Origin of the sequence: Nostoc sp. NMS9, from assembly GCF_017114995.1 — a bacterium.
Classification (GTDB): Bacteria; Cyanobacteriota; Cyanobacteriia; order Cyanobacteriales; family Nostocaceae; genus Nostoc.
This window is the reverse complement of sequence record NZ_JABXKL010000032.1, coordinates 144,161-160,658: the sequence shown is the minus strand read 5'-3', so window position 1 is coordinate 160,658 and position 16,498 is coordinate 144,161. Positions and strand designations below refer to the sequence as shown.

Annotated in this window: 11 protein-coding genes and 1 pseudogene; 8 read left to right on the top strand and 4 right to left on the bottom strand. The window is 37.6% G+C overall.

Annotated features, from left to right (window positions below; translation table 11 throughout):
- Positions 1 to 137: 137 nt before the first annotated feature.
- Entirely contained in the window at positions 138 to 335 is a 198-nt protein-coding gene (locus HWQ40_RS11435; RefSeq protein ID WP_292777771.1) for a hypothetical protein, read from the bottom strand.
- Positions 336 to 497: 162 nt separating this feature from the next.
- On the opposite strand from HWQ40_RS11435, the gene HWQ40_RS11430 reads away from it, so the two are divergent.
- The 7 genes and pseudogenes from HWQ40_RS11430 to HWQ40_RS11400 all read left to right on the top strand — a co-directional run bounded on the left by HWQ40_RS11430 (position 498) and on the right by HWQ40_RS11400 (position 12,416).
- Complete coding sequence (locus HWQ40_RS11430; protein ID WP_292777770.1) at positions 498 to 1,895, top strand: NACHT domain-containing protein; 1,398 nt, start codon at positions 498 to 500, stop codon at positions 1,893 to 1,895.
- Entirely contained in the window at positions 1,865 to 2,947 is a 1,083-nt protein-coding gene (locus HWQ40_RS11425) for a hypothetical protein (RefSeq protein WP_292777767.1), read from the top strand. Before HWQ40_RS11430 ends, HWQ40_RS11425 begins: the two co-directional genes overlap by 31 nt.
- A 403-nt stretch (positions 2,948 to 3,350) precedes the next feature.
- Positions 3,351 to 4,064 carry a conjugal transfer protein TrbI gene (locus HWQ40_RS11420; RefSeq protein WP_292777766.1) on the top strand — a complete coding sequence of 238 codons (714 nt, stop codon included), beginning with the start codon at positions 3,351 to 3,353 and terminating at the stop codon, positions 4,062 to 4,064.
- A gap of 1,691 nt (positions 4,065 to 5,755) precedes the next feature.
- Positions 5,756 to 6,337 (top strand): annotated as a pseudogene (locus HWQ40_RS11415) (S-layer homology domain-containing protein); the annotation flags it as partial.
- 545 nt (positions 6,338 to 6,882) lie between these two features.
- A complete protein-coding gene (locus tag HWQ40_RS11410) occupies positions 6,883 to 8,124 on the top strand; it encodes an S-layer homology domain-containing protein (RefSeq protein ID WP_292777765.1) in 1,242 nt (413 codons plus the stop codon).
- Between the two features lie 818 nt (positions 8,125 to 8,942).
- Positions 8,943 to 9,683, top strand: a complete 741-nt coding sequence (locus HWQ40_RS11405) for a hypothetical protein (protein WP_292777763.1) — start codon at positions 8,943 to 8,945, stop codon at positions 9,681 to 9,683.
- Positions 9,684 to 9,689: 6 nt separating this feature from the next.
- Positions 9,690 to 12,416, top strand: a complete 2,727-nt coding sequence (locus HWQ40_RS11400) for a hypothetical protein (RefSeq protein ID WP_292777759.1) — start codon at positions 9,690 to 9,692, stop codon at positions 12,414 to 12,416.
- A gap of 120 nt (positions 12,417 to 12,536) precedes the next feature.
- On the opposite strand, the gene HWQ40_RS11395 is transcribed toward HWQ40_RS11400, so the two are convergent.
- Complete coding sequence (locus HWQ40_RS11395; protein WP_292777757.1) at positions 12,537 to 13,892, bottom strand: HAMP domain-containing sensor histidine kinase; 1,356 nt, start codon at positions 13,890 to 13,892, stop codon at positions 12,537 to 12,539.
- A gap of 286 nt (positions 13,893 to 14,178) precedes the next feature.
- On the opposite strand from HWQ40_RS11395, the gene HWQ40_RS11390 reads away from it, so the two are divergent.
- Positions 14,179 to 14,496, top strand: coding sequence for a DUF3155 domain-containing protein (locus HWQ40_RS11390; protein WP_041566316.1), 318 nt, complete (start codon positions 14,179 to 14,181; stop codon positions 14,494 to 14,496).
- Positions 14,497 to 14,945: 449 nt separating this feature from the next.
- On the opposite strand, the gene HWQ40_RS11385 is transcribed toward HWQ40_RS11390, so the two are convergent.
- Complete coding sequence (locus HWQ40_RS11385; protein WP_292777755.1) at positions 14,946 to 15,476, bottom strand: cofactor assembly of complex C subunit B; 531 nt, start codon at positions 15,474 to 15,476, stop codon at positions 14,946 to 14,948.
- Positions 15,477 to 15,528: 52 nt separating this feature from the next.
- On the bottom strand, positions 15,529 to 15,876 hold the full coding sequence (locus tag HWQ40_RS11380) for a PadR family transcriptional regulator (protein WP_292777754.1): 348 nt from the start codon (positions 15,874 to 15,876) through the stop codon (positions 15,529 to 15,531).
- Positions 15,877 to 16,498 lie beyond the last annotated feature (622 nt).

Sequence of the window (16,498 nt, the reverse complement as noted above, 5' to 3'; positions counted from 1 at the left end):
GGCTTTTGTTATTTCTTTCTGTTGTCTGAGAAGAAAACATTCTTTTTTGATTTGTGAGAATTGAAAGTTACAGATCCCTGACTTTTCAAAGAAGTCGGGGATCTTGTCTGTTAGGAATTATTTAGGATTGTTATTGGCTAGTTGCGATCGCTATCATTTGACCTTGACCGAGGTATCAACAATCCAATGTATGTACCGACAGCAAATTTGGTTAAATCTAGAAATGGAGGGCGACTCTTCTCGTCAATAACTGCAAGAGTGAGAGAACCAATCACCATAATCAGTGTTACAACAGCCAGCACTTCATCTCTTGAAGGAAATTTCTTGGATAACATTGACTCCCTCCCAAATCGTTAGAATCTCTATATCCATACTTTGACAGGTGAGTGTTTGTTCTAGGCTTAAATACAGGTTGGTGATATGAGTGACTTGTGTATGCGATGAGGATGAATTGCCAAATTGGTAGTTAGAATCAGCAAAAGTGTAGTGGTTAGCTTATGACCGGGCGATCGCTTTCCTGTTCTCCAGAAGGTATCCAAAAAGCAAAAAGAGCTTTAATTCGTTATTCCTTAACTCAAAAGGCATTAGCTGAAGAGTTAGAAGTAACTCGCCAGCCGATCGGAAAGTTCTTTACAGGTAAACCTGTTGACCGCAATCTCTTTGTCCAGATTTGCGACAGGCTATATCTAGAGTGGGAAGAAATAGTTGCTGAAACAGCCAGTGAACCAGAGATTAATCAAGATAACAGCATTGATATTGATGCGATCGTCCAAGGGGTACGCGAAAAGATAAAACCCATCATTCAAGAACGTTGCGGCACAATGCGGGTGCTAGATATGACTCAGCCCATCGGGTTGAATGACATTTACACCAGCGTTAATATTTTGGATAAAATCACTGGACAGCGGCGGTTAGGCATTGATGAATTATTACAACAGTGTAAAAGCCAGGATTTTGACCTCTTTGGACTCAACAGAATTACTGAAAAACGATTGCCAGGACTGGAAGCGGTTGAGAAATATTCCAAGCTGATGATTTTGGGTAAACCAGGTGCAGGCAAAACCACATTTTTGAAGTATTTAGCAATTCAGTGTATTGGAGGTGAATTTCAGGCTGAACGTGTACCGATTTTTGTTACCCTCAAAAGCTTTGCGGAAGCTGCAAATAAACCTGGATTATTGCAATATATCACTGAAGAGATAATAAATCCTATCTCTTCTATTCGAGATGTACTAACCTATGGCAAGGCATTAATTTTACTCGATGGGTTGGATGAGGTTAGAGAAGAGGATAGCGATCGCATATTAAAGGAAATTCGTGAGTTTTCTGAGCGTTACCCAAAAAATCAGTTTGTGATGACCTGCCGAATTGCAGCACGAGAGTATATTTTTGAGAAATTCACAGAGGTAGAAGTTGCTGATTTTGACGATAACCAAATTTCCAACTTTGCCAATAACTGGTTTAAGGAGAAAGCTGTAAAACCAGAGACTTTTATCAAACGTCTCGAAGAGAATAGCCGAATCAAACAACTTGCTGCAAGTCCGCTGCTGCTGACGTTGCTTTGTTTAGCATTTGAAGAGTCAGGAGATTTTCCTGCAAATCGTTCTGAGTTATATAAAGAAGGACTAGATGCGTTATTGAAAAAATGGGATGCCAAGCGGGGAATTCAACGCGATCAGATTTACAAAAAGCTATCAGTTCAACGCAAAGAAGATTTACTCAGCAAAATGGCTCTGACTACGTTTGAGCGCGGTGACTATTTCTTCAAGCAAAAAGTAGCAGAGCAATACATTACAGAATACATCCGCAATTTACAGATGCCAATACTGACGAAGAAGCATTGCAACTTGACAGTGAGCAAGTTTTGCGTTCAATTGAACATCATCATGGACTAGTTGTCGCAAGGGCAAAAGGGATTTACTCATTTTCTCACCTCACATTTCATGAGTATTTCACAGCTAGAGAATTTGTGGTTGTAAGACAGTCATCAGAAGAAGCGTTGCAAAATCTTGTTAGTCATATCACTGAAAAGCGCTGGCAAGAAGTATTTCTGCTAGCAGTTGGGATGTCACCAAGTGCAGATCGATTATTGCTGTTGATCAAAGAGAAAATTGATGCAATTTTAAGTAAACATGAAAATTTACTATATTTTATAACCTGGGTAAATCAAAAATCCATTTCAGTAAAAGTTCCTTTTACAACACTAACTGTTAGAGAGTTTTATATAGATTTTGATTATGAATTTAATTTTGATTTTAGCTTAAATAATTACTTAACTAAGTCTGAAAGTGAGCTAGACTTTGAATCTGAATCTAACCGAGACAATTTCGATTATGCTATAAGAGATGGGTTAAAAAATAGCTTTGATTCTGCTATAAATGGGTTAAAAAAGAGCCGTTTTCTTCTACTAAACAGGTTGAACTTTTTCAGTACCGAGGACGAGGAACCACTTCGTCATCTTAGTCTTCATGCAGATGAGTTTGAAGTTGATAATGCTCTAATTTCTGCCCTTAATCATTCTCGTAAGCTTGCGTTTGCTGCCAGTACTGTTTCTAAATTTAAAATCGGGTCTCAACTATCATATGCTTTAAATCGTGCTATTACATCGACATCAGACTATGAATTACAGCGCTCACTAAGAAGGTTTAAACAACAAATACCCGATCCAGATAAGGATAGAGGAATATTTAAAACCTTGTGGAGAGCTAATGGAAAATCTTGGGTTGAAAAACTCAAACTTTTACTTATTAGCTATCGAAACATTGGTCATGAATGGCATTTTACTGACGAGCAAAAAGAAATATTTAAACAATATTACGATGCCCATAAAATACTCATATCTTGTCTAAATAGTGATTGTTATGTTAGCCGTGAAGTGCGACAGCAAATAGAAGATACTTTGCTATTACCGATCGCAGAGATTAAACAGCGTCAGCAGCAATCTTAAATACCCATATAACAGATAGTAAATCATTCGTTAAAAAAGCGAAAATATTTCTCCAGTCCTAGCAAATCAATCTAAAATAAAAATAATAGTTAGCAGTCAGCCTATTCACCTCTACTTGATGGCTTAAGATATGCGGACATAAGTAATAAAACAGCATTCTGGAACAAAATAATACTCATTTTGCGTCCTAAAAGTGTCTCACCTTTAATTTTAGTAACGCACATTAGCACGATACAAATTCTGAACAGCGATGTCTACGACGGTCTACGCCGACGCGATCGCTCCAACTTCCCATCATAATAAGTACTTGTATACGTCTATAGACAGGTTCAAAAACAGTCAGAAACAAACTCAGTGAATCCTCGTCATTAAATACATCACATATACAAAGGATAACCCTCTTATGACCCGCCTACATCAATGGAAATCTGGAACTGCTGCACTTATGGCAATGGCGGTTACTACAACTGTCATTAGTCCCTTATTGAGCTTGGCTCCTGCTAATGCACAATATAGAATTGGGCAAGACAGAATTGGGCAATACGGAAACGTTACCATTCCTTCTGGAGTTGCTTTTCCTGTCACCTACGATAAAGAGACAATTACTATTGCTCCTGGAGAAAGTAAATCTCTAACCTTGAGAATTGCCAATGACATTATCGATAGGAATAGAAATGTATTAATTCCTGCTGGTACTAAAGTAAATGGACGGTTAGAACCTGTTGACTTAGATGGTTATTCCAGAGATAGAGATGATAACCAAGGAAAAGGCGTAAGGTTTGTCGCTCAAGAATTAGAATTTTCTAATGGTCAGCGTCAGTCGATTAATGCAACTTCTCGGACATACACCACAACTCAAAGAGTTAAACAGGGGCCCAACAGCAGTCAGGTTTTAACTGATGCAGCTATTGGTGGGGGTGCTGGTCTTTTAGGTTCACTAATTACTGGCAACAACAGAATTGACGATTTAAAACCTGTTATTGGTGCGGCTGCGGGTGCGGGTGCTAGCGTGCTGTTGCGGAAAAAAGAAGGAAATGCTTTTGTCCTCAGACCTGCACAAGATTTGAGACTCACACTGAATTCTAACTTGAATTTAGTACCACAATCCCGCTACTAGATTTAACTTGATTCAAGTTGTGAATTTAATCATCTATATGCGATCGCCACTTTAACTAGAGTGTGCGATCGCATTTATTTTTAACCCTAAAAAATTCTATTGAACAGCAACTATTCCACGTCTATATCGTCTTAATCAGTATGAATATTTATTGGAATACTTATTTAAAAGTTGGCTCTATTGTATTCTGTATCTAAAAGAGTATTCAAAATTATGGAATATCCTGATACTTTTGTTAAGTAGTAGCGATCGAGGAGCCTGTTCTTGTGGTAATTCAAGGTTTCGGTTTAAGCACATATCTTGCAATTCCCCTGGTATTAAGTCTTTCGGCTCAGGGAGAAAGTATAAAAGTATCTTTAGTTGAAAACGTCCGCCAGGTATCCACTAACAAGGAAATAAGTCTATCCAGCCACGACAACTTAATCAGCCAGAATTCAACACCGAAAACATACTATGTTAGTGGTAGTGGAAACGACAATAATAGTGGACTCTCTACTTCATCAGCTTTTAGGACAATTCAAAAGGCAGCAGACCTTACCAACCCTGGCGATACAGTATTGATTATGAACGGAGTATACACAAATACAGGCAAAGCTGGAAATGTAGTAAATATTAAACGTTCTGGAACTGCAAATGCATGGATTAGGTATAAAGCATATCCTGGGCATTTCCCAAAAATTCAGCACAATACATGGAATGGGATCACGATTTCAAATAAAGCTTCATATATCGAGATCAACGGACTAGAGGTTATAGGAAACAATGCCAATATAACCCTTGATTACGCGATGAGTGAGAAGACTAACAAACAAAACCCACTGACGAATGGAAACTGTATCAACGTTGACGGACGAACGAATGGTCATGTTCATCACATCCGTATTCTGAACAACAAAGTGCATGACTGTGGAGGAGCAGGTATTTCAGCGATTCAAGCAGACTATGTAACAATAGATAATAATGTGGTATTTAATAATGCCTGGTATGGTGTTTATGGTTCTAGTGGTATTTCAATGTTGAATAATTGGAATTCTGACAACAACCAGGGATACAAAATGTTTGTTACCAACAACAAGACCTACAACAATCGCATGTACATCCCTTGGATTGCAGTCGGAAAGATCACAGACGGTAATGGCATTATTATCGATAGTACAAGAAATCAAGACAATTCAAAATTGGATGCATATAAAGGACGTACTTTAGTTAAAAACAATCTTGCATTTAATAATGGTGGTTCAGGGATTCATGCATTTTTAAGCGAACATGTTGACATTGTAAATAACACAGCTTTTTTGAATAATCAGAGTCCAGAACTTAATGGTGGGCAAATATTTGCTCATACCTCATCCGATGTCAGAATTCTCAGGAACATTCTCTATGCTTTTCCTGGAAAAAATATTAATAACAACACTAAAAACAAAAACGTTGTTTATGATTATAATATCTATCTCAATAGTTCTAAGATAAGTGTTAAGGGGCCTCACGATATTGTTGCAGACTCAGAGTTTTTAAGTAAGCATCCCACTCTCGAAAAAATATCTGACGATTGGAAATCACAGCCAGAGAAACAAAATCCGCCAACGCGGACTTCTATAGAGGCTAAGTCGGCAGGTTTTGTTTGCGATCCAGTGAATTATCCTTTGCAAGACAAACTCATCACAGTGGGATGCTCCCCGTTATCTTCAACTCAAACTGCTTTTTCTGATGTTTCATCTAACTATTGGGCGGCACAATTTATTCAACAATTGTCTCAGCAAGGTGTAATTGCCGGATTTCCTGATGGTAGCTTCCGCCCTGAAGAACCGGTGACACGCGCTCAATTTGCCGCGATGATCGACAAAGCTTTCCCAAAAGCCCAGCAACGGACAGCAATCAATTTTGCTGATGTACCCAGTAACTATTGGGCATCTAGTGCGATTGGGCAAGCCTATACTATTGGTTTCTTATCTGGTTATCCTGGAAATCGCTTTGAGCCTAATCAAGCTATTCCCCGCGAACAGGTTTTAGTTTCCCTCGCTAACGGTTTGGAATATAGTCCCAGTGGTAATACCGAAAGCACTCTGCAATACTTCAACGATGCCTCTAACATCGCTAGCTATGCCCGTAGCCCGATCGCCGCAGCAACTGAAAAGCAAATTGTGGTGAACTATCCGAATGTAAAGTTACTGAATCCAACTGCAACTGCTACACGGGCACAAGTAGCAGCTTTTATCTACCAAGCATTAGTTAGTTCTAATCAAGCCTCAGCAATTAACTCACCCTATGTCGTGTTAAAACTTAGCAATTAACTCGCCATATACAGTAGTTGTCGGGTCTACTACTTCAACACCTGTATTAGTCACAATTAGAATCTATTGACTTAGATAGTTATTAGACCTCTTGCATAAGTCGAATAGACCCCCCTTAATCCCCCCCTATAAAGGGGGGAAACTTGAAATCTTGCCCCCTCCCCTTGTGAAGGGGAGGGGTGATTCAAGGATTTTTGCAAGAGGTCTATCTATTTAATAGGCGATCGCTACTTTAACTAGAGTGTGCGATCGCCTTTACTTTTAACCATAAAATTGTCTATTTAACAGCGCCTATTCTTTCTCTACATCGTCTCACTCAGTATCTATATTTTTGGAAATTTGCTAATAGGTAATAGTGTGATGACATTACTTTTATTAGCTAGTTCATTTGCCATAGATTTTTTTAATTATGACTGTATGACTAAAGTAATGGTTTTGACAAAAACTAGAAAAATTAGGAACCTTGTACTTTAGTCAATGTCTAACTAATTAACAGTAAAAAAATAATTGTACCGGAGTAAAAAATAATGTTTAACTTAAATCGTTGGCAATCGAGAACAGCTGCACTCATGGCTTTGAGCGTCACAGTCGGTACTGTAGCGCCTTTCATTACAGCTTCACCATCTTTAGCTCAAACGACTTTTTCTGATGTTTCATCTAACTATTGGGCAGCACAATTCATTCAACAATTGTCACAGCGAGGTGTAATTGCCGGATTTCCTGATGGTAGCTTCCGCCCAGAAGAACCGGTGACACGCGCTCAATTTGCCGCGATGGTCAACAAAGCTTTCCAAAAAGCACAGCAACGGCAGCCAATCAGTTTTACTGATGTACCTAGCAACTATTGGGCATCCAGTGCAATTCAGCAAGCTTATACCATTGGTTTCTTATCTGGTTATCCCAGTAATCGCTTTGAGCCTAACCAGGCTATTCCCCGCGAACAGGTTTTAGTTTCCCTCGCTAACGGTTTGGAATATAGTCCCAGTGGTAATACCGAAAGCACTCTGCAATACTTCAACGATGCCTCTAACATCGCTAGCTATGCCCGTAGCCCGATCGCCGCAGCAACTGAAAAGCAAATTGTGGTGAACTATCCGAATGTAAAGTTACTGAATCCAACTGCAACTGCTACACGGGCACAAGTAGCAGCTTTTATCTACCAAGCATTAGTTAGTTCTAATCAAGCCTCAGCAATTAACTCGCCTTATGTTGTGGCTGTCGGATCTACTACCCCAACACCTGCATCAGTGACAATTGCGCAAGGGACTACTATTCCTGTGAAGTATGACAAAGCAGAAAAAATTCTAGTTACAAAGGATGAAACATCGCCCTTGACATTGACAGTATCCCAAAACGTGGTGACGCAAGACGGATCTGTAGTCATTCCTGCTGGTAGTCAAGTTGTTGGTCAACTTAAACCTGCTACGGGTGGTTCTCAATTCGTTGCCGAGAAACTAGTTTTAACTAGCGGTCAAGAGTATCAGCTGAACGCTACTTCTGACGTTATTACTAAAACTGAAACCGTCAAGAAAGGTACTAGTGTTGGTTCAATTATCAAAAATACTGTATTGGGCGCAGGTGCAGCAACTGCGGTATCTGCTGTCACAGGCGATCGCGCCATTGCCACAGAAGAAGTCTTAGGTGGTGCTGGTATCGGTGCGTTGGTTGGTCTGTTCTTTGGCAAGAATAGTGTTGACTTAATTGCCATTGACCCAAATACCGATTTACAAATGACAATCAATCAAAACTTGTTGGTTTCACTAAGATAGTTATTAATCCAAAGTTGTAACCCAGAATCTGTTTGCATAGATTAGACATCTCCGAAAATGAATGTAGAGACGTAGTAGTGCTACGTCTCTACATAGGGTTTCAGCCAACGAATAATAATTTCTGGAGATGTCGAATATATTTTGTAAATTTAGGATACTCTTAAAATTTTTTCCTCTCCAGGGTAACCACATCATAACTTGTAACTCGACTTTAGCCCTCTTTTATATATCTGATGAGAGAAAAATAAGATGCTGACCTTGAATCTTTTTAAAAGGTTTGATCGGCAAAACCAAAAAATCTTCATTTGGAAGCAAGCACACAGAAAAAAGGTTCTAAATATTCTCTAATGAGAGTAATAAAAAAGCGTCAATCTAAAGTCGAATTGTAAGATTAGTATAATTGCTGTATATTGTAAGTATGTAGTACTCACACTATTTTTTGACTAAACTTACCATTTTTATAAAATTGCTGAAACTTAGTTTCAGCAATAATTTCATGATATTTTGATTGCTGAGAGTGATAATAGCGCTCCAGAGGTAAGAGGTTGTTTGAAAAGTGGTATGTTGTGATTTGAATCGAATTATTACCCCCCTTAATCCCCCCTTATAAAGGGGGGAAACAAGAAAATCCGTTGCCTCCCCTTTATAAGGGGAGGATTAGGGAGGGGGAAAAAATATTTGATACATCAATTATGACTTTTCAAACATCCTCTAAGACAAGACTAATTTTTATAGGATTTATTAAAAATAATTTTAATATTGGTACTTTTGCTCAAACGCTCAAATTAATTAGGTGGTAGACAAAGGAGATAATGCTTATGAATCAAGATTTATTAGATATTATTAACTTACTTCAAGGATTTGTCCCTAAAGTTAAGCTTACAGGTATCGAAACTCTGAAGCTAAAACTGGCAGAAAATATCAATGCGTCTCTTAATTTTAATTTCGTTATAATAGGTAATCAAAATAAGCCTTTAGCTATAATTACTCCCAGAAATTCTCCAAATAAAAGCTTAGAAAACCCCTTAGAGAATGTAAATGAATCCATTGCTTTTCTTCCAACTAATACGCCAGAAAAACTGAAAAGGGAACCAGGAAACAACATCAAATTCAATATTCAAAATGTTCCTTTTAGTAGTGGATTACATTTAATCATTAATCAAAAAAATTGGTGGAATAAAAAAGGAAAACCAGAAGATAAATCAGTGCTAATTGACAACATTAAATTAATTCCTTTAAAAGAAAATGAGTGGGCATTGATTAAAACAATCGAAAATGCAGAACAATTTGGATTATGTCTTAATAGAAACGGGGTTATAGAGTTAGAATTTCCAAGAAATAGTTCCAAAAGAGTGATAGATATAAATAATTTATCATCAGAGTTATCGGAAACCTTCCAATTTACAGAGTATAAAGTCGGCGAAATTATAAAGCTGGAAGCAATTCCTGACTTAGTATTCTCAGTAGAGAAAAACATAGTAAAAAAAACAATCTTAATTGAATATAAGCCCAAAACCTCTCGTAAAGAATATTTTCTCTTTATTTTAGCTCAGGAGTAAATTACTATGTCCTTAGAAAAAGAAGATAACCTTAAACAAGAAGATGACAAATATTCATTTAAAACCTTAGGGGGTAACAGCCAAAATTTTTATTTGACACTAGATGAAAAAGGGCAGCCTATTAAACTTGGTGACGGCACTTTTGGCATAGTATTTGCAGTCCATGATAGTAATCAAGAAGACAGATTTGCTGTTAAACTTCTTTATGCTCATAAGATCGATCAGTCACGTTTTGACAATGAAATTAAATCAACACAAGAAATTACACGAGCCAAGGGAGAGAGAAAGATTTTTGGTGTTATCAGGACAGTTGGTTGGACTGATTCATTTCAAGAATCAAATGTTTATAAGACACTAAAGGTATTTTTTGAGCAATTAAGAATCTCAAACTATGCTTTAGTAACTGAGAAGTATGATGCAACACTGAAAGACATTTTGGAAAGAGACGGTAAACAAAATACAGAAGAGGAAAAATCTCAATACACTACTGCTGGAAACCTTACAGGATATGAGATTCTTAGACAGATGACCTTTGAAGATCGTATAGCTAATATACTTCCATATTTAAAAGATATTGCTCAAGGTCTTGTAACTCTTCATAAAGCTGGTCTGTTACACCTCGATATGAAACCTGCAAATATTTTCGTAAACGAAGAGGGTTCTGAGGTTAAGGCTGTGATTGGCGATCTTGGTTTTCTCTTACCAAAAAGAGATCCAATAACTGCATCTTTGCCAATAGCTAATGCAGAGCTACCTCTTGGAACACGTCACTACCGTTCACCTGAACAAAAAGACTATTTTGATATTTGTGATGCGGATATTCAAGTTAATAGCGAAAACCATAAAGTTGAGCTTATTAGTGCAGATCCTAAACTTCGTGATTCAATTATTGGAAATAATGATTTTGTAGTTTTTAGTAAGAATAAAGAACAGTATGAAATTGAGTCAATTTATCTTGATGAAAACTCATCAATACGTATTTTTCTTAATGTAAATAATGAGGTTATTAAAAATATTAAGAATGATCATAAAACACAGATTGTATTGTACAAACGGCAAGGTGTACAAACGGATCTATTTGGTTTGGGAGCTATTTTCTTTGACCTACTTACTTGTGGAGAATCGCCAGAGCGTTTTTATGATAATATTCGAGTAATTTATGACAAAAAGGAGAAAAAAGTTGATGAAATAATGGAAGATTATGAGAAGGTTTTTAGTCTTCAATCTAGTGAACCAAGTTTAGTACAGGTATTTGAGCCTTTTAAGCTTCATAAAAATTCAACAACATATGCTCCCCGCGAAATTGTTGAGATTATTTTAAAGTGCATACTTTACAAAGCAGGAAATACTTTTTATACCCTCAGCGATGACAGTTCTGATAAAATAGCTGTGCAGCTTGTACTTGATAAAATACTGGAATTAGAGCAGAGTAAAAATTTTGAATTTAGAAGAACAAATAATAGTCTTTATCGCCGCAATTGGGAAAAGGAAAATAATTCACCTACTCCAAGTTTTTTAGAAACACTCAAAGAACTACAGAACTTGGATAAGGATAAATTACCTGCTCGTTTTGTAAGAGGATTTTGGTATTTGGATAAAATATCTGAATTAGTTAATCGCTCTGTGCAATCTTCATCCTCGCAGAATTCATTCTCATTTAGTGAGTTACATCCTACAAACTTGGTTATTAGAGAGACAAATAGTGAACCAGAAAATCTAACTATAAGGTTTCAGGCATACAAGACGGAAGAGTATTATAAGAAAGATTTAAGAAGTGACTCTGTATATACAAAAATTACTCGTGATATGGGAAATCCTTTTGTTCCAAATTATTTAGCGTTTCTGCGTCGAAAAATTAAAATTAAAGAATTAGAGAATAAACAATATGAATATCAATTTTTAGATTCGTCTTCTTATAGAAATAATATTGAAAAGGGAGATTGGATTATAATAAAGCCTCAAAATAATACTACAAATGTATTGTTGCAAGTTGAATCTTCAGAAGGCTCTAATTTAACTTATAAACACGTCTCGTTTAAGGAAGATAATAAAGATGAAGTATCGACAATTATAAACAATATTACTAATGCTGAGATAGTAAGAGAAGTTGTGTACTACCAAAATATTGAACCTTGTGTTTATTATTTAAACATGATAGGAATTTATATATATAATATATTTTTCGTAGGTATTGAAAATAATACTTACAGTAAACCAGGAATAAATGATATAATTAATAGTCTTTTAACTATGAATAATTCTCTTAAGAATAAGAAGATAAATACAAGAGAACCATATAATGATAATGAACAAAAAAAGAATTTTTTTGATAACCTTGCTTTCAGCAAGCAGCCAAAAAATGTAAAAATGTCTAAAATTAAAGAAATTCTTGAAAGAGTTGCTTATATGTATCTAAAACTGACTATTAAGGAAAGTGAGAATTCCTATTATAATAGCGGTGCAGAAGATAAGTTGCGAATTACTTCACTCCTTAAGGATATTGAGAAACTCAAGCATAATATTACTGATTTTATCAATAGCAATGACATCCATCCTGTCCTTCTTAGATCATATGTTAGTGATGAGTCGCTTGAAGAAATACCAACACTGTCTAAATTAATAAATAATAGCCAGATAGGTGTATCTCTAGAGTTTGATAAGCTAACTTCTTCGCTGATTGAAGTACAGTCAGGTAATATGACAATGCGCTTGGATGACATGTTAACTCTTTAAGTGCTAACTATAATATGAATAAATACTTAGCTATTTGATTGTTAAAAATAATAATCTTGGATTAGGATTTTGAGCAGCATTAAAAGTTAAAGGAAAACGGGATAAACCGTTCTAAATAGACTAACTTTTAGTTTCAGGCAACCAAATAATAAAAGTAGTTCCCGGCGCATTGGGTGAAGTTAATTTAGAGTTGATTGCAGGGCTGAAAATCTCGATTTCGCCCTGCATTTGCTCTATTAATTGTTTAGCGATCGCTAACCCCAAACCTGTACCTGGGATTTCTGTTTGCTCTTGTACACCCCGATAATGCCGTTCTCCAAGATGTTCTAAATCCTGAGGTGGAATGCCAGGCCCATTATCACTAATGACTATTCCCTGAAAATTAGCTTTTTCTTGCCCAGCCTGAATCACAATTTTGCCACCAGTGGGAGTATATTTTAAAGCATTATCAATAATGTTAGTCAATACCTCTCGTAATGCTTTGACATTGGCACGTACTAGGGATGAATTCTGTTGAATTTCAGTTATTAGTTTTAGCTTTCGTTCTTGGGCGATCGCTTTGGCTGATATTAATAATGGTTCTAATATATCTGCTAACGAGCAGTCAACTGCTTTATCTCCCGTTCCCGGCAATAATAGCGGCGGTTTAGCGGATTTTTGGATAGTTGCTTCTACAAATACTTCATCTTCTGGCAGATGTAGTGGTGCTAAATCTGCCTCTGTCAAGTCAATTACTTGCTCAAATTGTTGCAGTAATTCTTTAAGGCGATCGCTTTCTCTGACAATACTATTTGCCACATCCCGGTTAGCGTCTGCTGGTCGTAGTCGTTTCAATAGCAGTTTGCCAAAAGTCCGCAACGCCGTTAATGGGTTACGAAACTGATGCAACAGGTTATCCAACAAATCCCGCTGTTTTTCTTGGAGAATTTGTTGCTCACGCAACTGTTGCTCAAACCATGCTCGCCGCTGATCTAAAATACAAGCGATCGCTAATGTTTGGGCTATCCGTTGAATCTGACTTTGCTCGTGTTCATTCCATGCCCGGTCTTTCCTGCGTGTCACCAGTAACCCCATCATCACACCCTCATAAATCAGAGGTAAAACAATTTGGTTGCCACTAAGTAGGTATTCCTCTTTGAGATCGGGTTGAGACGCATCTGGTATCTCAGACTCCCGTGAAGAAGTTGGAGATTCTAAACTCGGTGTCAATAACCTTCCCTGATGATTGGGTAATATAAACGCATTTCCAACTTCAAGTTGCTTGTATGCCGTCGCTTCAATAGTTTCCTCTCCTGGCAGCAATAATGCTGTTTCCGGGTAAATTACCACAGGAATCAGTTTGGCATCGCCAGAAGGAGTATCTACCAATTCTTGTGTTAGGTACACAATACTTAAAGTTGCTCCTAGCCCTTGGGTTAGTAGGGCTATTTGCTCTCGACACAAAGCAAGAAAATCGGAACTGGCAGACATTAACATTTTTTAGCTTTTGCTCAAGATTATAGATTTTGAGGCATGATGTAAGAGAGGATACTTAATTTTTACCTCACTCATTTAATAAAGCTTAACTAAAATTTTCTTAGAGATGGTTTCTACTAGGGGATTATATTCTTAGGTAATTTTTTTTCTCTATGTTTCAAAGATATTAACTTTCTTATATTAAAAGGTTAAAAACTATTGATATTCTGAACTAGAACCTATATAATGACGACTGATTTTGTAGCTATCACTACAATCTATAAGCTTGAAAGAGGAGGACAATAGATTGGCAAGGAGACGCAAAAGGAAGAGTCGTCGTCGTCAGGAAGGACGGCGCATTTTGGAGCACGTGCCTCAATATAGCATCGAAAGTGGCGAAGAAAAGCCTGTGACAGCAGCGAGAAGATTCATTCAAGCTGAAGGGATTTTGCCACCGGCGTTGCTACTTGTAAAGCGAAATGAACACACTACAGATCGTTATTTCTGGGCAGAAAAGGGACTGTTTGGTGCTCAATATGTAGAGGAAAACCATTTCTTGTTTCCTAGTTTGAGGGTGTTAGAACCTTCACCAGGTCAAGAACCTCTTGCTTTAGCTAGTCGGTGAACCATAAATGGTCATCTTGGGCATTGAATGTGGCTCCTGACTACTATTAACTGGCAAAATTGCTAAGTTTATGCAAAATTTAATTTTTTTTTAGTTTGTAGCTGATTTGCCAGTAAATCTAGTCCAGGTAGTTGGAAAGTGAACCTGTTTCAAACCACGCTAGATTGCATGGGTTGATACTGCTTTGATGATGCAGAAGGAAGTGGGTATAGAGCCAAGCGCGTCTAAAAGTGCTAGTGAAGTTGCGCTCTTATGCCGTAGGTGGTTAAGTAAGCTCTGTCAATGAATTTAAGTTAATGAATTTAAATTTTTCCCCACGCCTTGGGTCGTGGGGAAAACTGACAAAGCAGCAGTCTTGATTTTCTCCTTCCTACTTTCCATTGCCTAAAGAGTAGGTTAGGTCAGAAGTCTGCATATCATAGTTAAGAGATGGTCGCAAAAATCAACAATTATTTCCCAGGCTTGAGCTGTAGAGTCCTCTGTAACTCACTGAGTTCATCTCGATGGGCAACTACAGTGATCTTACTTGAGGAGGTTTGTTCGCTCTGAGTTGTTTCTACTTTGAGCGACACCTTCTCAAGTCTTCCAGATTTTTTCCAATAAAATAGACCACTTAAAGGCGACAGCAGTACCATCGCCAGAACAAGGGTACTCAGGCTAGGAAAAAGCAGGGATGCGACCAAAGATAGACAAACAATCCCAGTTGCTGTCAGTAAAGTTAGAAATATAGCTAAGAACCAGCTAGGGCGAACATTACCTTCAAAAGTTACCTGATTTTGTTCTCGGTCTACCACTGCCACTTGGTAAGACCGCGATCGAAAATACTCTTTTAATTGAGACATTAAAACAGCTTCGTCTTGCTCAGATACTAGTTGGGCTATTTCTGTGCGGTCTTTAGTCGAGGCACGAATAAAGAAAAACAGCCCAACCGATAACAACAAGGTTAGCAGGAACGTAGATGGCAGAATAGCAGTATCCATAACTAATTGTTAGTGTTTGACTGGAGGAGACTTATTCATTATCAACGATTCGTTACTTTGTCCTCCCGTTGATGTAGTCTTGCCAAAGAAAAGCTAAATCCTGAGCTTGAACTTGCCATTCAGGAGAAACTTGGTACATCCGCCTGGGGCGTCCCCGTCCTTCGAGTTTCTTCCAATATCCAGTGATTGCACTTTGGTCTTCCAGAAATTTGATTGCACTGTAAAGTACGGTATCTGAAAGCCGATAGACGGGATACTCAGTTTCTAATTGCTCGATCAACTTGGTTCCGTAGGATTCACCTTGTAATAAAACAGACAGTATGTAACAAACTGCTAGTTCCTGACAAAGGTAAGTTGGCGGAGGATTCTCAAAAAATTGATATATATCCTCAAGTTTCATGGTTAGTGAATGGCTAAAAAAAGGCCTTAGGGTAAAGTCTACAATCCTTGTAGCCAGTATACAGTGCTACTACTACGTGAGTAATACATATAAAGCTACTTAGACTGGATATCCATTGCGTAAACATCAAACAATTACCCACGCCTGTGAAGTTGTGGGGCTAGTTTGCGAGTTTTAGGGGAACAAAACAATGTACCCCCACTCAAGCTCGATACGGTGTGGTGAGGAGCGAACAGACAGTGAGGAAATCACTATCTTGGTGTTAACTGATGCCGAGCTGGTTAGAACTGCTTAAGCAATAAAATGCCATCGAAGAAATTTTACAGGTAAAATGCTATTTTGTCTGTAAAACTTAATAAACACTTTGTTTTACAGTGATTTTCCCAATGCAAGTTCTAAAATTTTAAGCTAAGGGATATATCTGGGATCAAGCTGCTACGTCGGTAGACACACTTAAGCAGTAACCATTTCTGATTTCCTCGATCGCAGAATTTCTTGTCTTATTTGGCAAGTGTGATAGTAAATTTATCAAAGAAGGCGCTAAAGACTAGGGGAAAGAAGACAAAAGAGGGGAGACGTATGGAAAGAACTCTTCGTGTCCCCTTGTCCCCTCGTCTTCGCG

Excerpts from the sequence above, each read along its gene's own strand:
- HWQ40_RS11435 (WP_292777771.1), bottom strand. The coding sequence starts at position 335 with ATGTTATCCAAGAAATTTCCTTCAAGAGATGAAGTGCTGGCTGTTGTA.
- HWQ40_RS11430 (WP_292777770.1), top strand. The coding sequence starts at position 498 with ATGACCGGGCGATCGCTTTCCTGTTCTCCAGAAGGTATCCAAAAAGCA.
- HWQ40_RS11420 (WP_292777766.1), top strand. The coding sequence starts at position 3,351 with ATGACCCGCCTACATCAATGGAAATCTGGAACTGCTGCACTTATGGCA.
- HWQ40_RS11410 (WP_292777765.1), top strand. The coding sequence starts at position 6,883 with ATGTTTAACTTAAATCGTTGGCAATCGAGAACAGCTGCACTCATGGCT.
- HWQ40_RS11405 (WP_292777763.1), top strand. The coding sequence starts at position 8,943 with ATGAATCAAGATTTATTAGATATTATTAACTTACTTCAAGGATTTGTC.
- HWQ40_RS11400 (WP_292777759.1), top strand. The coding sequence starts at position 9,690 with ATGTCCTTAGAAAAAGAAGATAACCTTAAACAAGAAGATGACAAATAT.
- HWQ40_RS11395 (WP_292777757.1), bottom strand. The coding sequence starts at position 13,892 with ATGTTAATGTCTGCCAGTTCCGATTTTCTTGCTTTGTGTCGAGAGCAA.
- HWQ40_RS11385 (WP_292777755.1), bottom strand. The coding sequence starts at position 15,476 with ATGGATACTGCTATTCTGCCATCTACGTTCCTGCTAACCTTGTTGTTA.
- HWQ40_RS11380 (WP_292777754.1), bottom strand. The coding sequence starts at position 15,876 with ATGAAACTTGAGGATATATATCAATTTTTTGAGAATCCTCCGCCAACT.